Origin of the sequence: Mesorhizobium sp. B4-1-4, from assembly GCF_006439395.2 — a bacterium.
GTDB lineage: Bacteria > Pseudomonadota > Alphaproteobacteria > Rhizobiales > Rhizobiaceae > Mesorhizobium.
The window spans coordinates 444,061-461,052 of sequence record NZ_CP083950.1 but is presented as its reverse complement, the minus strand read 5'-3'; the positions used below and the strand labels follow the sequence as shown (position 1 = coordinate 461,052).

14 protein-coding genes and 1 pseudogene are annotated in these 16,992 nt (G+C 62.8%); 5 read left to right on the top strand and 10 right to left on the bottom strand.

Annotation, left to right across the window (positions count from 1 at the left end; translation table 11 throughout):
- Window positions 1-13 precede the first annotated feature (13 nt).
- The 6 genes from FJW03_RS02055 to FJW03_RS02030 all read right to left on the bottom strand — a co-directional run bounded on the left by FJW03_RS02055 (window position 14) and on the right by FJW03_RS02030 (window position 7,561).
- Window positions 14-952, bottom strand: a complete 939-nt coding sequence (locus FJW03_RS02055) for an ABC transporter substrate-binding protein (RefSeq protein ID WP_140612140.1) — start codon at window positions 950-952, stop codon at window positions 14-16.
- Window positions 953-1,039: 87 nt separating this feature from the next.
- Window positions 1,040-1,867 (bottom strand): SDR family NAD(P)-dependent oxidoreductase, encoded by an 828-nt coding sequence (locus FJW03_RS02050; protein WP_140766145.1) that lies wholly within the window; start codon window positions 1,865-1,867, stop codon window positions 1,040-1,042.
- Between the two features lie 51 nt (window positions 1,868-1,918).
- Complete coding sequence (locus tag FJW03_RS02045) at window positions 1,919-2,698, bottom strand: glucose 1-dehydrogenase (RefSeq protein ID WP_140695794.1); 780 nt, start codon at window positions 2,696-2,698, stop codon at window positions 1,919-1,921.
- Complete coding sequence (locus tag FJW03_RS02040) at window positions 2,698-3,204, bottom strand: acetone carboxylase subunit gamma (RefSeq protein WP_140766144.1); 507 nt, start codon at window positions 3,202-3,204, stop codon at window positions 2,698-2,700. The genes FJW03_RS02045 and FJW03_RS02040 overlap by 1 nt, the downstream gene beginning before the upstream one ends.
- Entirely contained in the window at window positions 3,201-5,405 is a 2,205-nt protein-coding gene (locus FJW03_RS02035) for a hydantoinase B/oxoprolinase family protein (protein ID WP_140766143.1), read from the bottom strand. The genes FJW03_RS02040 and FJW03_RS02035 overlap by 4 nt, the downstream gene beginning before the upstream one ends.
- Before the next feature lie 14 nt (window positions 5,406-5,419).
- Window positions 5,420-7,561 (bottom strand): hydantoinase/oxoprolinase family protein, encoded by a 2,142-nt coding sequence (locus FJW03_RS02030; protein WP_140766142.1) that lies wholly within the window; start codon window positions 7,559-7,561, stop codon window positions 5,420-5,422.
- Between the two features lie 110 nt (window positions 7,562-7,671).
- Between FJW03_RS02030 and FJW03_RS02025 the strand changes: the two genes are divergently transcribed.
- Window positions 7,672-8,454, top strand: a complete 783-nt coding sequence (locus tag FJW03_RS02025) for a helix-turn-helix transcriptional regulator (protein ID WP_140766141.1) — start codon at window positions 7,672-7,674, stop codon at window positions 8,452-8,454.
- Window positions 8,455-8,571: 117 nt separating this feature from the next.
- Here FJW03_RS02025 and FJW03_RS02020 read toward each other — a convergent pair whose 3' ends face one another.
- Together FJW03_RS02020 and rocF are read right to left on the bottom strand one after the other, a co-directional pair.
- On the bottom strand, window positions 8,572-9,627 hold the full coding sequence (locus FJW03_RS02020) for an ornithine cyclodeaminase (RefSeq protein ID WP_140766161.1): 1,056 nt from the start codon (window positions 9,625-9,627) through the stop codon (window positions 8,572-8,574).
- 2 nt (window positions 9,628-9,629) lie between these two features.
- Window positions 9,630-10,562 carry an arginase gene (gene rocF / locus FJW03_RS02015; RefSeq protein WP_140766140.1) on the bottom strand — a complete coding sequence of 311 codons (933 nt, stop codon included), beginning with the start codon at window positions 10,560-10,562 and terminating at the stop codon, window positions 9,630-9,632.
- A 136-nt stretch (window positions 10,563-10,698) separates the two neighbouring features.
- Between rocF and FJW03_RS02010 the strand changes: the two genes are divergently transcribed.
- Window positions 10,699-11,139, top strand: a complete 441-nt coding sequence (locus FJW03_RS02010; RefSeq protein WP_140612158.1) for an Lrp/AsnC family transcriptional regulator — start codon at window positions 10,699-10,701, stop codon at window positions 11,137-11,139.
- Window positions 11,140-11,366: 227 nt separating this feature from the next.
- On the opposite strand, the gene FJW03_RS02005 is transcribed toward FJW03_RS02010, so the two are convergent.
- Together FJW03_RS02005 and FJW03_RS02000 are read right to left on the bottom strand one after the other, a co-directional pair.
- Window positions 11,367-12,503, bottom strand: a complete 1,137-nt coding sequence (locus tag FJW03_RS02005; RefSeq protein ID WP_140766139.1) for a maleylacetate reductase — start codon at window positions 12,501-12,503, stop codon at window positions 11,367-11,369.
- A gap of 18 nt (window positions 12,504-12,521) precedes the next feature.
- Window positions 12,522-13,421, bottom strand: a complete 900-nt coding sequence (locus tag FJW03_RS02000) for a LysR family transcriptional regulator (RefSeq protein WP_140766138.1) — start codon at window positions 13,419-13,421, stop codon at window positions 12,522-12,524.
- A gap of 115 nt (window positions 13,422-13,536) precedes the next feature.
- On the opposite strand from FJW03_RS02000, the gene FJW03_RS01995 reads away from it, so the two are divergent.
- From FJW03_RS01995 to FJW03_RS01985, 3 genes and pseudogenes are all read left to right on the top strand, one after another.
- The gene (locus FJW03_RS01995; RefSeq protein WP_140766137.1) at window positions 13,537-14,469 is read left to right on the top strand and encodes a ring-cleaving dioxygenase; all 933 of its coding nucleotides are present in this window, start codon (window positions 13,537-13,539) and stop codon (window positions 14,467-14,469) included.
- 58 nt (window positions 14,470-14,527) lie between these two features.
- Window positions 14,528-15,139 carry an alpha/beta hydrolase gene (locus FJW03_RS01990; protein WP_140766136.1) on the top strand — a complete coding sequence of 204 codons (612 nt, stop codon included), beginning with the start codon at window positions 14,528-14,530 and terminating at the stop codon, window positions 15,137-15,139.
- Window positions 15,140-15,420: 281 nt separating this feature from the next.
- Window positions 15,421-16,976, top strand: a pseudogene (locus tag FJW03_RS01985) (VOC family protein).
- Window positions 16,977-16,992 lie beyond the last annotated feature (16 nt).

The window sequence follows — 16,992 nt, the reverse complement described above, 5'->3', positions numbered from 1 at the left end:
GCATGGGCCGAGATCACCCCTTGGCCGCGTCGACCCAGGGTTTCCACACTGCTTCGTTCTTATCGAGCCAATCCTTGACGACGGCGTCGAGGTCCTTGCCCTGCTTGTCGACCGCCAGCATCATCTTCTGCTGCTCGGTGGCATCCATCTTGAATGCCTTGAGGAAGGCATAGGCTGCAGGCCATTTGGCGCCGAAGCCGGACCAGACGATCTTGTCGACATCGGGTGGCGTGATGCAATGTTCGTTGGTCTTGTCTTTACAGGGCGGCATGGTGATCCAGCCGACATCGTTTTCGGCCAGCGCGTAGTGCGGCCCCCAGAACATCATCACCAGCGGTGACTTGGCGGCTTCCGAGGCCTCGAGTTCGGCGACCAGCGCGCCTTCCGAGCCGGCCGGCACGGCGGTGTACTGCATGTTGTTGTCGGCCAGAATAGTCGCGGCTCGCGAACCCCAATCGGCCGGATAGTCGAGGAAGCGGCCGTTGGGCGCGGTCTCGGGTGTCGACAGCGCCTGGATGCACTCCGGCTTGTTCAGCGCGTTCCAATCCGGTAGGCCGGGGCAGACCTTCTCCATGAATTTTGGATAGATCCAGCCCTCCTGCGTCTTCAGATCCAGCTTGCCGATGTCCTCGATCTTCTTTTCGGCCAGCACTTTGGGATAGATGTCGCCGACATTGTTCAGCCAGATTTCGACCGAGGCACTCAGCGTGCCGTCGGCAAGGCCGGAGAATTGCGGGAAGTTGCCGGCGGTGACGTATTCGACCTTGTAGCCGAGCTTTTGAAGCAACTGCCCGGCGATGTGCGTAGACACATGCGATCCGGTCCATTCGAGCATGGCGAGCTTGATCGGCTCGTCCTTGGCGCCGAGATCGGCGGCTCGTCCCTGAGCGGTTACAGCGAGCAGAAGCGCCAGCCCGACGCCGGCGCCTTTCAAGGCATTTGTTCTTGTCATGTCAGTTCCCCTGTCGGTTGGACTTTTTTATTCCTTACTTTTTGCCGACCTCCTCCCATGAAGGCCCGCAGCCATCTCGCGCGGATGCTACCATAATGCTCCGCCGGTGATCTGAATGTTTTCCATGGTGATGCCCTTGGCGATATCCGAGCAGAGGAAGACGGCAAGTGCTGCGATCTCCTCCGGCTGCATCATGCGTCCCTGAGGATTGCTCTTCCTGAATTCCTCCATGACATCCTCGGCGCTGCGCCCCTTGCCTTCGCGCTCGACGACCTGCGCCACGTTGCGGCGCATCAGTTCGGTCTCGACCCAGGTTGGGCTGATCATGACGCAGGTGACGCCATGCGCCGCACCCTCCAGCGCCACGCAACGGGTCAGGCCGAGCAACCCGGCCTTGGAGGCGCAATAGGCCGGATTGTCCTTCCAGCCGACGGTGGCGGCGGTCGAGCCGATGTTGACGATGCGGCCCCAGCCACGTTCGATCATGCCTGGCAGTACGGCGCGGGTGACGCGAAACGCGCCAGTCAGATTGGTGTCGACGATCTTGTCCCACAGTGCGTCGGAATGACCGCAGACCGGTTGCTCGGCGGTGGTGCCGGCCGCGTTGACCAGAATGTCGGCCGGACCGATGGCGGCCTGGGCCTCGGCCGCGAAAAGGTTGGTCACGTCGCTGTCACGCACATCAAGATGGGCAGCATAAACTTTGATGCCGTGGGCCGACAGGGCCGAACACACGCGCTCGATCTCATCGGCGCCGGGATAATAGGCGGCATCGGATTTGTCGGCGCCCGCGGGGGCGATGTAGGAGCCCACGGCGACGTTGGCGCCGGCCCTTGCCAAGGCGGTGGCAATCGCAAAACCCATTCCGGAGAACCCGCCGGTGACGATCGCGCTGCGGCCGGAAAGGTTTGTCATCAGGCGAGATCTCCACAAGGTTTGGTGCGGGCGGCAAGGCCGGGCGGGAATTCACACGGCAAGATAGCCTCCATCGACGACCATCTCGGAGCCGGTGACGAATTTCGATTCATCCGAAGCGAGGTAGAGGACCATGTAGGCGATGTCGTCGGGCTCGCCGAGGAAGCCGATCGGGTGGCGCGACAGCGCCTTGGCCTTTTCCTGGTCGAGCGTGCCGAGATCGCGCAGATAGTTTTCGGTCTGCGGCGTCCAGATGTAGCCGGGGTGGATGGAGTTGCAGCGGATGCCGTAGCGCTTTTCGGCACAGTGCACGGCGACCGCCTTGGTCAGCGTGCGCACGCCACCCTTGGAGGCGCAATAGGCGGCAAGTTCGGCCTCGCCGATGATGCCGTCGATGGACGACAGGTTGACGATCGAACCGCCGCCAGAACGCTTCATCAGCTTGATGCCTTCCTGGCAACCGAGGAAGACACCGTCGAGGTTGATGGCCATGGTCCGCCGCCATTCGGCAAGCGTGGTGTCTTCGATGTTTTTGGCAATCGCGATGCCGGCATTGTTGACCAGAACGTCGAGCCGCCCGAACCGCCCCTCGATCGCGGCCATGACGGAAGGCCAGTCCTCCGGCTTCGAGACATCGTGGCGAAGTGCCAGTGCCTGGCCGCCCGCCTTCTCGATCTGCATCGCCGTATCGGCGGCAAGCGCATCATCGATGTCGCTGACGGCCAGCGTCGCGCCTTCCGCCGCCAAAAGCAGCGCGGACGCCCGCCCGAGGCCGAGACCGGCCCCGGTGACGAGCGCTACCTTGTCTGCAACGCGACCTGTTTTCGCCATCAGCTTCCCTTGTTCATCGACTCCAGCGGCTTGCCCAGCCAGTCGCGGTAGAATCCTTCGAGGTCCGGTTCGAAATCGTGCACGATGGGATAGCCAGGTGCGGCAGCCTCCACCTCGTGCATCGTGCCGCATTGCGGGCAGATGAACTCGCGGATCTCCATCCATTCGGGATCCGGCAGATCGCTGTTGGGATAGATCTCGCGCAGTGACTCTTCGGTGTTGCGCACGATGATCGAGGCCTTCAGCTTCCAGTTCTTGCGGTAGTCGCCAAAGGAGTGGCCGCATTCGCACCGGGTCACCCGCTCGTCGCCGCTCTGGCAGATGAACAGGTGATCGGAGACCGGCAGCAGGATTGGATCCTTCCAGCCGACGCGGTCCTGCAGCACCGCGACATATTTGAAGAAGCGGTCGTCGTCCTTGTAGGCGCTCATGACGCGGCGCGTCTGCGGCCAGGGCAGCGTGCCCGCGACCAGATCGGCGATGACTTCCTTGCTGTACGAGGTCATGGCTTTGCTCCCGGCATGAAGATCGATCTGGCGTCGACGTTCCAGAACGCGCTGAAATCCTTGGTGAAGCGCGGCGACAGCTTGATCGCGCTGGCATACATTTTCTTCACCTCAGGTGCGAAGTCGGCCTTTTCGACCCGGACACGCTCCTTCGCGATCCACTCCGATACCGGCCTTGCCTGGGCGAGCCGCTTCGCGCGCATCTCGGCGCGGTGGCGCTTGGTGGCCTCCAGGTTAGCGACAGGATAGCCATCCGCATCCTCATCCAGCATGATGCCGAAGATGCCTTCGGCGGCTTCGCGGGTGAGATAGCCGTTCTCGACATCCGATGCCGTCTTGATCGGATCGCGCTCCAGCACGTCGCCATAGCCGCCGCCGCCATTGTAGGAATGGGTGAAGACGTCGCCGGTCTTGTGCGGCGCGGTGATGTAGGGGCCTTCCATTGTCACATGCTCGCCCTGCAGCCGGACTTCGAGTTCGGACCGGTGAGGGTTGGTGCCGGTGTGATGTGCCAGCGGCGCGCCCTTTTCAGCCAGTTCGAAGATGTTCGAGTCGCGCACGGCGCGGTGCTTCTGGCAGGTCGGCGCCGGATAGCCGCCGCACATGCCGCCATTGTCGAAGACGCGCGAGGAATGCTCGGAAGTGACCAGCCTGAGATGGTCGGTCTTGCTGACCAGCCATGTCGACAGGAAGGAGCAGCCGCCGCGATATTTGCCGGCGCCGCCAGAATTGGGGACGATGGAGCGGCCGATATAGACCATCGGCATGTTCTGTTCCCAGATTTCGATATTGCCCATGTCGGATTCAGGATTCCAGCCGACATAAGCGGTGTCGAGCCCATCCTTGATGGCGAGCGCGCCGGAGCCGGCGGCGGCGCATTCGAAATGCGCCATGCCGAACAGCGAGCCGTATTGGCTGGTGCCGCCCATCTCGATCATCGGGCTGTTGACCTGGCCGACGAAGGCTTCCTCGACGAAACCGCGGGCGATAAACGAGCGCGACAACAGGCGCTGGAAGACGCCATAGGCGGGCAGCAGCAGCGCCCATGAGGTGGCTGTCGCCACCATCTCGTTGTCCGGATTGGTCCAGGTGCCGTGCGGCAGTTTCAGTTCGGTCGCCATCCAGGCGCCGTCATTGACCAGGCCCTCGAAATTCATGTGCTGGGTCAGCGTCACGAACATGCCGCCGTCCATGCCGGCCGGCGTGCAGTTCATCGAGTGGTAACCCCAGGGCTGCGTGCCCTCGAAGTCCATGATGATCTTGCCATCGGTGGTGATCTCCATCTCGATCGGCATATTGTAAAGCCAGTCGGGGTCGCCGAGCGGCTGATAACCCGGCTTGCCGGCGGTGACATGGCCGTAGAAGGTGTGGCCACGATAGATGCCCGGCACGGTCAGCTGGCGGGTGCGGGCAAGCTGGGCGCGGCGGCCCTCCTCGATGAATTCCTTCGAGATCTTCATCCAGTAGTCGAGGCCGATCTCGTCGATCAGCGCCTTGACGCTTTCGCGCATATCGATACAGGAGGCGACCTTGGCCTTCTCGTCCAGCACCCAGTAGATCGGCATGCGCAGATTGCGCTCGCAGCGGATCACGTAGTCGCGCCGCAGCTCGTCGTTCTGGCCGACCTTTTCGGCGCAGACGAACAGGCCCTCGGTGAAACGCTCCTGCGCCAGCGCCACGTCGCCGCCGGGCGTGATGCCGCCGGCTTCGAGTTCATGGCAGACGGCGCCGGCCCAGCCGACGAGCTTGCCCGAATGGAAGATCGGCACCACGTCCATCACGTCGGGCACCTGTACGGTGCCGATGAAGGCGTCGTTGTTGGCGAAGATATCGCCGTCGACAATACCGGGGTTTTCCTCGTAGCCTTGTCTGATCATCCATTTGATGAAGCGGCTCATCGTGTGCACATGCACCATGATGCCATTGGAGAGCGCGATCGCATCACCTTCCGGCGTGTAGATGGCGACCACCATCTCGCCGACCTCGCGCACGCCGGGCGAGGCCGAGATGCGGCGCGCCATTTCGCGTGCCGACACGCAGTAGGCGCGCAGCTTGGTGTGCAGCGTCTCGAATTTCAGCGGATCCTGGTTGCGCAGCGAAAGTTCCGTGATGCCGTCGTAGCAGCCGGTCTCTTCCATGAGCCGTTCGGATTCGATTAGCCGCTCGCGGATGCGCAGGGCGGAAGCGGGTTTGTCCAGCATGGCGTTCGCCCTTCTCAAGCGTGGGTATAGTGCAGCAGCGTCCACTCATCGACATGGACACGGTCTTGCGGATGGACGACGAGCGTCGTGGCGGGGTGTTCGATGATGGCCGGGCCGATCACTTCATGGCCGGGCTGCAGAAGGTCCATCTCGTAGAGGTCGGCCTTGTGCCAGCGGCCGCCGATATAGGCCTCGCGAACGCCCTTATCGGCCGATGCCGGATCGGACTTGCCGAGCGGGCGCTTCAAGAGCACAGGCTTGACCTTGTCGGCGGTGGCGATGAGCCCGAGCTCCGTGATCGAGAAGCCGGCTTCGCCGTAGCGTGAGACGCGATGGTTTACCTTTGCGTAGACCGCCTCGAATTCGTCGATCACCTTGCGCATGTCTTCGGCCGAGTTGATGGCCGACAGCGGCGCCATCACCTCGACGTCCTCAAGCTGGCCGGTATAGCGCATCATCAGGAACGGCACGGTCTTGACCTTGTCCCTGCTATGGCCATCGGCGATCATCTCGTCGACGGCCGCCTTGGTGAGATCGTCCCAGATGGCGGTGACTTTCGTTCCGAAGGCCACCAGCTGGTCATCGCTTGCGCGCGCGCCGATATCGATCTGCGTCGACACCGAATGCCGGCGCATGAAGTCCGCCGTGGTGCAGCCGAAGGCGGAGAAGGCGGCGGCGAACTGGAAAGTGATGATGTCCTTGAAGCCGATGCCGCGAGCGCAGCCGGCCAGGTGCAGCGGGCCGGAGCCGCCATAGGAAAGCAGCGTGAACTCCGAAGGGTGGATGCCCTGGCCCGAGATGACGCGGCGCAGGGCGTTGTTGGCGTCGGCCTCCAGCATGTCGATCATGCCCTCGGCCGCCTCCTCGACGCCGACGCCAAGCAGGCTTGAGCACTTCTCCTCGAACGCCTTGCGCGCCTTCTCGACCTGCAGCACGACCTTGCCGCCGAGGAAGTAATGCGGGTTGAGGCGACCCAGGATGGCGTCGCAATCGGCGATGGTGGGCTCGGTGCCGCCCTTGGCGAAGCAGATCGGGCCGGGATCGGAACCGGCGCTCTCCGGTCCGAGGGAGACTTTCCTGGTCAGCGGGTCGACCTTGAGGATCATGCCGGCGCCGGCGCCGATCGTGTCGAGATGCAGCGTCGGCACGTTGAGCTTGAACCGGTCCATCAGCGGCTCGTTCTCGATCCGCGTCTGGCCGCGCGTGATGACGCCCATGTCGAAGGAGGTGCCGCCCATATCCGAGCAGATCAGCGAGTCGTTGCCGATCAGCTTGCCGACATAGGCCGCGCCCAGGATGCCGCCGATCGGGCCGGAGATCATGGTCTCGTGCAGGCGCGGATGATTGATCGAGGTCAGGCCGCCGAAGGACAACAGCGTCTGCACGCCATATTTGAAGCCGTATTTCTTCGAGACATCCTCGATGCCCTTGAGCTGCTTGCGGCCGCGCGAAGTGGCATAGGCCTCGATCAGCACCGAGTTCAGCCGCGACTGTTCGCGGATCACCGGCCGCACCTCATGGCTGGTGTAGACAAGGATGTCGGCGCCGACAGCGGCGATCTCCTCGCGGCAAATCTCGGCGATGCGCTTCTCATGTGCCGGATTGACGTGGGAGAAGACGGTCATGATGCAGATCGCCTCGACCTTGTCGGCGATCAGTCTCTTCGCGGCGGCATGAACCTCGTGCTCGTAGAGCGGCAGGATGACGTCGCCGAACTGGTCGATACGCTCGGTGACGCCGTGGGTGCGGCGGCGCGGCACCAGCGGATCGGGATGGTGATGCGTCACCGCATGCAGCCGGTCGGCATAGGAATAATCCGCCCAGGCCTGCAGGCCACGGCCCATCAGGATCATGTCCTCGAGGCCCTTGGTGGTGATCAGGCCAAGCTTGCGGCCGGTGCGCGACAACAGCGTGTTGAGCATGCCGGTGCCGGAGTAGAGCACCACATTGACGCCGGAGAAGAGGTCCTGCAGCGAGATGCCCCAGGCGTCGGCCGCGTCCTCGGCCGAAGCGAGGAAGCCCTCGGCCTCGTTCTTTGGCGTGGTCGCCGATTTGCCGATCTTGAAGTGGCCGTCCTGATCGACAAGGATGGTGTCGGTCATGGTGCCGCCGGCGTCGATGCCGATAACGATGGGGTTGGTGGTGATCTGGTCCACGGGTCGCCTTCCCTTGCCGAAAGTGACCACAGGCTAGATTCGACAGGCCGGTTCGCGCCATATGCCTAAAGGCACAATGACGACGAGGGGTTCGTCGCCGACAAAGAGGCATGCGCATGGGCAATATCTGGGCGCCGCTCGCCAAGGCGATCGCCGCCACCGGCACGGACAGGCATGTCGATTGCCTGATCGACCTGATCGGCGCGGATATCGAGCACGACCTCGTCACGGTGACGCGCTACTCGACGACGCAGACACCGGAATTCGTGAAGCACCGGCGCTTCTCGGATGAAATGGTCCGGCGCTATCTCGACAACTACTATGTATTCGACCCGTTCTATGCCTCGTGGCGGCGCGAGCGCCGGTTGGGCATCATGCCGCTCAAGCGACTGGCGGATGACGAGGCCAAGCGCGGCCAGTACATAGCCGGCTTCCTGGCACAGTCGGAAATCTGCGACGAGGTCGGCATCATGCTGGCCGATGGCGGCGACTGGTGCCTTGGCATCTTCCTCGATCGCTCGACCAGTTCGTTCAAGGAAAGCGAGATCGCCTTGCTGGACGAACGGCTGCCGGTGTTCGAGGCACTGCACGCGCTCGACATCAAGGCGCGCGGAGCCGAGTTTTCCCGCACGTCAGCGCCGACAAGCCCCGGCGCTTCACCGCGACAGAAACCGACAATTCCCGTTAGCCTGTGGCCGGAACTCTCGCCCAGGGAAAGGGAGCTCGTGCAACTCATCCTGGCCGGCCACCCGACCGCCACCATCGCCGAGCGGCTCGGCATCACGGTGGGCACGGTCAAGAACCATCGCCGCCGCATCTACGAAAAGCTCGACATAACGACTGAGCGAGAGCTTTTCCTCCAATTCTTTCAGCACCGCGATCCAGAAATCTGACTGGACCAGAAATGAGCTGTGTCGCAAGTCAGCCGCAGCGGCAGGACGGATTTGACAGCAACGTCGCGGCTGCCCAGTTCCTCGGGATGGGTGAAATTCGGGTTACCTTGGATACCCTCAAGCTGCTGGCTGCATGGCCGCCCTCAGCAACATGCCAAACAGGTCGCGTGGTTCATCGGGATCGGCGAGCAGGTCGAGTTCCTCGTAGAGGCCGGTCGCTTGCAGTTGGTCGCGTATATAGCGCAGCGCCGAAAAATCCTCGATCGCGAAGCCGACCGAATCGAACAGCGTGATCTGCTTGGCGTCTCGGCGGCCTTGGGCCTTGGTGGTGATTACTTGCCAGAGTTCGGTCACGGGATGGTCAGGGGCCAGTTGCTGGATCTCGCCCTCGATGCGTGTCTGCGGCGGGAACTCGACGAAGATATCCGAGCGCAGCAGGATATCCTTGTGCAGTTCGGTCTTGCCGGGGCAATCGCCGCCGACAGCGTTGATGTGGACGCCGGAGCCGACCATGTTGTCGGTGAGAATGGTGGCGTTCTGCTTGTCGGCGGTAACGGTCGTGATGATCCCGGCACCTTCAACCGCTTCCTGCCCGGTCCCGCAGATGATGATATCGAATCCCATGCCTGAAAGGTTCTTCGCGCATTTCAGCGAGGCGGACCGATCGATGTCGTAAAGCCTGAGCCGGTCGATGCCTGTGAGCGCCTTGAAGGCGATCGCCTGGAATTCCGATTGGGCGCCATTGCCGATGATGGCCATGGTGCGCGCGCCGCTCGGCGCCAGATACTTGGCCGCGACAGCGGAGGTGGCAGCGGTGCGCAGCGCGGTCAGGATGGTCATTTCGGTGAGCAGCATCGGATAACCGCTGCCGACATCGGCGAGCACGCCGAACGCCGTGACCGTCTGCAAGCCCTGGCGCATGTTCTTGGGATGGCCATTGACGTATTTGAAGCCGTAGAGGCGCCCATCGCTTGTCGGCATCAGCTCGATGACGCCGTCATGGCTATGCGAGGCGATACGCGGCGTCTTGTCGAACAGTTCCCAGCGACGGAAGTCTTCCTCGATGTAGCTTGCAAGCTCGGTCAGGAAGCGCTCGACACCGATGGCAATCACCAGCTTCATCATACGGTCGACACTGACGAAGGGGACGATGTTCAGCTTTGCCGTGGTCATCATCAAAAGCTCCCGGAATGGCTGCGGGTGGGGCGGTCCATGATGCGGCGACCCATCAGGCTCGCGGTCAGGTCGACCATCAGCGTCGCGGTTCGGCCCCGCTCGTCCAGAAAGGGATTCAACTCGACCAGGTCGAGGCTGGAAACGAGACCGCTGTCGGACAGCATCTCCATCACCAGATGCGCCTCGCGGAACGTGGCACCGCCGGGAACGGTGGTGCCGACCGCCGGGGCGATAGACGGGTCGAGGAAGTCGACATCGAGACTGACATGCAGCAGGCCGTCTTCCGCCGACACGCGCGCCAGGAAAGCGCGCAGGAGTGGAGCAATGCCATGCTCGTCGATGGCGCGCATATCGTGCACGGTTACTCCTGCCTCGTTGAGCGCCGTTCGCTCGGCCGGGTCGACACTGCGCAGGCCCATGGTGCAGATGCGCGAGGGATCGACCGCTGCCGGCAGATCCGGAAAATAGCCGCGGAAACCCGGCTGGCCGCTGGCATAGGCGAGCGGAACACCGTGCAGGTTGCCGCTGGCGGTGGTATCGAGCGTGTGGAAGTCCGGATGCGCATCGAGCCACAGAACGAACAGCGGGCGCCCGCTTTCGGCGGCGCGGCGGGCGATGCCCGATACGGTGCCGGCCGAGATCGAATGGTCGCCGCCGAGAAAGATCGGCATGGCATCCTTGCTCACAGCGTAGGCGGCCTCGGCGATGGCGGATGTCCAGGCCGATACCTCAGGCAGGGCCTTCAGTGCCAGGTTGCCGTGCACGAGGCGTCTTGTCGGAACCGGCTGGACGGCACCCATATCCTCGACAGTGTGGCCGAGGCCCGACAGCACCTGGGAAAGTCCGGCGGTCCGCAGCGCACTCGGACCCATTTCACATCCCATTCTGCCAGCGCCGTCCTGCACCGGCGCCCCGACGATTCTGCAACGCATGGTTTCTCCCGCTGGCAACGCTTGAACAGCCGGGAAGGAACCATGGCGGCATGGCGACGTGAACATATTAAATTGGCAATCCGACAAGGCTGTTTTATCATATCGGTATCGATTTTGATCGAAACGGCAGCACCCGATGGATTCCTTAGACGAACGGCTCGTGACCTTGCTTCGGCACGACGGGCGGCGCAGCGTATCTGATCTGGCCGTGGACCTCGGCGTTTCACGCGCCACGGTCAGAGCGCGCATGGAGCGGCTTGAACGGTCCGGCCAGATCATCGGCTACACGGTCGTGCTCCGCGCCGATGCGGTCGATCAGCGCATTCGGGGCATCATGCTGATCGAGATCGAAGGCCACGCCGCTGATCGCGTGGTGCGCTCGTTAGGAGGCTTCCCCGAGGTCTCGGACATCCACACGACCAATGGCCGCTGGGACCTGGTGGTGGAACTTGGGACGGCCTCGTTGACCGATTTTGATGCTGTATTGCGCCGCATCCGCCTCATTCCCGGCATAACCGGCAGCGAGACGAGCCTCCTCCTGGCAACGCCGCGCACGACTCGGGCACGGCTGGCCTAGCCCTGCGGTTGTCCAAAGCCACCGGCGGCCGCTGTTGGTTCGATAATGACGGTCGGGTTCTTCATTCCCCGAACTTGCGGGTCAGCAGCATGTGCCTAGCGACGGCGAACCCACTGTCTACGGTGAGGCGCGGGTTCAAGCGGCTGGGTACATCGCTGTCCCTGCAAATCGGTCAGGACCGGCGCTCTCGCGCGCTGCTGTGAGCGAAACTGGCCGGCCGTTCGGGATCACCGGTGACGTCGTCGTACGACCGCAGCCATTTGTCCTTGGGACTGTCTTTCAGCCCTTGCCGCCTTGGCTACGGTCCTCCCGGCCCACGCCGATCTCAGCAGACCGAGGATTTCGCCGCGTATCAGCGGCCGCGGATTCCAATAGGCGGACGACATTGCAAGATCGGCGGCGCCGGCGAGATCCGCTTCGCGCATTCCGAGGTCACGCAAGGCCCGTGGCGCTCCGACGCCGTCCGCGAAGATTGCAAGCGCATGACCAATGTCGCCGTCATCAAAGATTTCGCGTATCGGATCCAGAAGGGCACCTGTGGCGGTCGCGTTGAAAGCGATCGTATAGCGCAGCATTACCGCGTGGGTCTCGGCATGAGGCAGGCCGAAGGAGCCGCCGAGCACATGGCATAGCTTGTGGTGCAAGGCCATGCCGACTTGCCCGAGCACAGTGCCGCACAGCCATGCCCCATAGAGGGTCTCGCCACGCGCCGTGAGATCCCGAGGATTGCGGCAGACGTCCGGCAATGCCCTCCGGAACGCTCGAAGCCCCTCTGTCGCGAGAAGCGTCGATATCGGATTGCGATCGCGCGCATAGAGCCCCTCGGCAGCATGCGCCATGGCGTTGAGCGCGCTTGCCACGGTCGTCGAAACCGGCAGCGAACGGATAAGTTCGGCGTCGTAGAGGATGACCTGGGGCTGAATCCGGGCATCCGTCAATGTCGTCTTGACCCCGTCTTCGGTCTGACCGAGCACCGGAGTGGCTTCGCTGCCGGCATAGGTCGTCGGCAGCACGATTTGCGGCAGTCCGGTTCTCAATGAAAGCGCCTTGGCAAGCCCAATGGTCGATCCACCGCCGATCGCGACCAGGCAATCCCCGTCCATTTGTCCAACTTGTAACATGGCCTCCTGGGTCACCGGCACGGGCGTGTGCATTTGCGCGAGCGGCAGTACGCCTGCGGCGAATTCGCCCATATCCGTCCTCAGGTCGTGCGCCATCGCGACCTGGCCGGGGGTCGAAATTATGATCGCGCGCCTGCAGCCGAGGCGCTCTACCTCGGCGCCGGTGTCATGGCGAACCCCTGGGGCAAACCGGACCCGGACTGCTGCCTGGGAGAATGCGAATTCAGGTAGAAACGATGACATCGGCCTGCTTTCTCCGGCTCAGAACGAGCGGATTTCCTGGATATAAGCTTCGAAAAAATCGGAGAAGGTGGCAACCCGGAGCGGTAGCTTTTCGTAAGGCGGATAGTAGAGCGTGAGCCAGATCTGCGGAGTGCTCCAGTCCGCAAGAACCTCCACCAGCCTTCCAGCGGCGAGATCATCGTCGACGATGAACCGGGGCAAGAGCACGATCCCTTCGCCATTGAGGGCAAGTCGGGCGAGCAGATCGCCACTGTTGGAGCTGAAGACGCCGGTTGCCTTGTGGGTTCGCCGGCCGCCGCCTTTCGAGAGTTCCCAATGCTCGTCGCGCGCATCCGACGCGTAGCTGAGGCAAGCATGCTCCGCCAGATCGTCGGGCGACTGCGGGGTACCGCGGGAGGTCAGATAGTTTGGGGCAGCAACCAGCACCCGCGGCACCTCCCTTATCTTGCGCCAGATGGTCGACTTGTCGACGGGCGGCCCGGAAATCCGGATCGCGAGATCGTAGTCCTCTTCGACGATATCGACGAACCCGTCGGAAAGCGCCAGGGAGACGTGCGTCTGCGGATACAGGGTCACGAATTGCGAGAGCACGGGGGGTAGCACCTTCAGCCCTAGTGAAAGCGGGGCGCTGATGCGGATGCCACCGGACGTTATCCCCTGAGCCTCGCGGGTTTCCTCCGCCGCACGGACGAGACCTTGGGAAAGAGGCGCCACGCGCGCCGCGTAGACGGCTCCGGCGGATGTCAGGGACACCTGCCGCGTCGTGCGTACCAGCAATTGCACGCCGAGCTGCCGTTCAAGCCCGGCGATGGTGCGCGTCACCGACGCTGGTGTCATGCCGAGCTGGCGAGCCACGCCGGCGAAACTGCCTCGTTCGGCGACGGCCAGGAATACGCGCAGAGATTCAAGTTCACCCATTCTGAGATTATTACGATATGAGCAACAATCAATGCAAGATTATGCCTATTCCGGGGGCCAAAGAGGGAGGCTATCTGTTTGCTCGACGAAGACAACCAAGAGCGAGGACACCACCATGCTTACCCAGATCAAAGGACTGCATCACGTCACTTCGATGGCTGCCGATGCACAGGAAAACAATGACTTTTTCACCAAGACGCTGGGCCTGCGCCGGGTCAAGAAAACCGTCAATTTCGACGCGCCCGACGTCTATCACCTCTATTACGGCGACGAGGTCGGATCCGCGGGCACGGTTATGACCTATTTCCCGTTCCCGCATATCGCCAAAGGCAATCGCGGCGCCGGTGAGGTCTCCGAGACCGTGTTTTCGGTGCCGAAGGAAACGCTTGGCTACTGGAAGGAACGTTTTGCCGGCAAGGGCGTGCTCGGACTGCAACAGGACGAAGCTTTCGGTGAGAAGCGCCTGCGCTTCCTCGGCCCCGACGGCGACGGATTTGCCCTGACTGAAGTCGATGGCGACAAGCGTCAGCCCTTCGCTGGCGGAACGGTGCCGACCGACGAGGGTGTCCACGGATTTCACGGGGTGACCATGCGGCTGCGTGACGGCGGCGCGACGGGCGAGCTCCTGAAATATATGGGCTACGAGGAAGCCGATCGGCGGGGAGCGCTGACCCGTTACGCCATCAAGGGCGGCAATGGCGCCGACTTCGTCGATATCGAGGTGTTGCCCGGCGCGCCGGCGGCGCGCCAGGGTGCCGGCTCGGTGCATCACGTCGCCTTCGCGGTCGAGGACAGGGCGGCCCAGGCCGAGGTGCGCAAGGCACTGATGGACACGGGCTATCACGTCACCCCGGTTATCGACCGCGACTATTTCTGGGCCATCTATTTCCGCACGCCCGGAGGTGTCCTGTTCGAGGTGGCGACCCACGAACCCGGATTCAATCGCGACGAGGACACCGCGCATCTCGGCGAGGCGCTGAAGTTGCCGCTTCAGCACGCCTCCCTGCGCGACCGGATCGAAGAGATCCTCCCACCCATCGTCGACTGACATCGGAAATCCCGCCGCCGGCTGCGGCCGGCGGCCTTCGGTGAAATAGGAGAACATCATGTCTCGTGACGCTTACCACCATTTCGCAAAGCAGCCCGAAATCGGAGCTCCGCTTGTCTTCGCATTCCACGGAACCGGCGGCGACGAACATCAGTTCACCGGCCTGATAGGGCAGATACTGCCCGGAGCCGGCATCATCTCGGCGCGAGGCGACGTGTCCGAGCATGGCGCAAACCGCTTTTTCCGCCGCAAGGCGGAACGTATCTACGACATGGCGGACCTTGCGACCCGTACCAGGAAGATGACGGATTTCATCCGCGCCCACCGGGAAGCGAATGAAAGCGCAACGGTCTTCGGACTCGGCTACTCCAACGGCGCGAACATTCTCGCTTCGGTGATCTTCGACGCACCAGAGCTTTTCGACCGGGTAGTGCTGATGCACCCGTTGATCCCCTGGTCGCCGCGACCCAATCCGGGTCTTCGATCGCTTGAGGTTCTGATCACCGCCGGCAGGCGCGATCCGATCTGCCCGCTGCCCTTGACAGAGGCGTTGGCCGGCTATCTCGAAGGCCAGGGCGCAAAGGTCGATTTGAAATTGCATGATGGCGTGCATGAGGTCAGGCAGCAGGAGATCGATGCCGTCACCACCTTCCTGACCCGCGGCCCATAAGGCGCTTTGCGCGACCGGTTTCCTCAATACCCCCGGTCGCTGCCACCCCAAGGATAATCGAGAACGCGAGTGTCCACTTCGATTGGGGCCAGAAATTTGAGGCCGGGCAGGCAAGAGGCTCAATGCGGCAAGACAGGTCTGGATCCCGCCTGCCGCCCGAAGACGACGCCGAATTTTCTCGTCCCGGCTATCGACGCTTCAGGTCACTGATCTTAAGCAATCCCTCGATGCGCCGACGAGGTCGCCTTCATGCAGATAAACCCGACAGACAGGATGCCGACATGAGCAGCCATCAGCCAAGCGGCATCCATCACGTCACCCTGATCACCCGCAATGTGCAGGCGAATGTCGATTTCTATGTCGGTTTCCTTGGCTTGCGGCTGGTCAAGCGCACAGGCGGTTATGAGGATGCCGAACAGCTCCATCTTTTCTATGGTGATGGGCTTGGATCTCCAGGTTCACTCGTCACCTTCCTTGTCTGGGAAGACGGCGCGCCGGGGCGTGTGGGCAATGGCCAGGTTTTTGAAATAGCCTTCGCGGTTCCTCCGGCCAGCCTTGGCGAATGGATGACGCGCGCCTTGAAACATGGCGTTGCGGTTGACGGGCCGATGCACGAATTCGGCGAAGCTGTCCTGCGATTGAAGGACCGGATGGCATCATCGTGAAACTGGTCGCTTCCGATCTTTCCGCGACGCATCCATGGGGCAAAGCCGAGATCACCCCGCGACGGTTGCGGGCCGTGACGATCCTGTCAGAGGTTCCGGAAGAGACCGCCGCTTTCATCGAGAGGTTCGGCTATCGGCGTGGTCCCAGCCGGGGCAGTATCACGCGTCTTCTGTCCGATACCGATGCCGTCGACATCCGTGACGGCTCTGGCTATGTTCCTGGCATTCCCGGCACCGGTACGGCCGACCATGTTGCATTCCGTGCCTCGGACACCGCGGCCATTGATGCGCTGCGGGAGCAATTGTCGCGGCTCAATTCGTCGCCCACCAATGTCCACGACCGGCGCTATTTCACGTCGCTCTATGTGCGCGAGCCCGCGGGCACATTGCTGGAGGTGGCAACGGACGGGCCGGGCTTCACCGTCGACGAAACAGCGGAGCAACTGGGGACAACCTTGATGCTGCCTCCGGCCGACAGGGACCGGGCCGATGATCTTCGGATCATGTTGCCGCAGTTCGCCTTGCCTGGAGAGGCGCGTTTGCCACGGCGCGACCTGCCATTCGTGCATCGCTTTCACACACCCGAAAATCCGGACGGCAGCACGATCATCCTGCTGCATGGCAGCGGCGGGACGGAGGCGGATCTGATGCCGCTGGCGCATCGGGTGGCGCCGCGCGCGACACTGCTCGGCGTGCGCGGACGCAGCCACGAAGAGGAAAGCGCGCGCTGGTTCCGCCGGATAACGGCCACCACCTTCGATCAGGCTGACATCCAAGCCGAGGCTGAGGCCTTCGCGGCCTTCGTGGAAGGCGCCATCACGGGTTATGGGCTCGAATCCGGACGCATAAGCTTTCTCGGATTTTCCAACGGCGCGAATTTCGCCGCCGCGATGATTGGTCTGCAACCGGGAGTCATCCGCCGGGCGATCCTTTTGCGATCAATGGCGGTGCTGGAGACCTTGCCCACGGCCGACCTGGGCAACGTTGGCGTTCTGATGGTCTCCGGCTCGCGCGATCCGTTGGGTGACGGCTCCCGGCTGGCGAATTGGCTCGCAGCGTCCGGCGCGACGCTGGAGGTGCACGTCGTCGAAGCAGCGCATGAGCTTACACCGGAGGATACGGTGGTCGCACAGGAGTGGTTTGGCAGGAAGTACGGAGAAGATCATGGCTGACATCAAAATCAGCAAG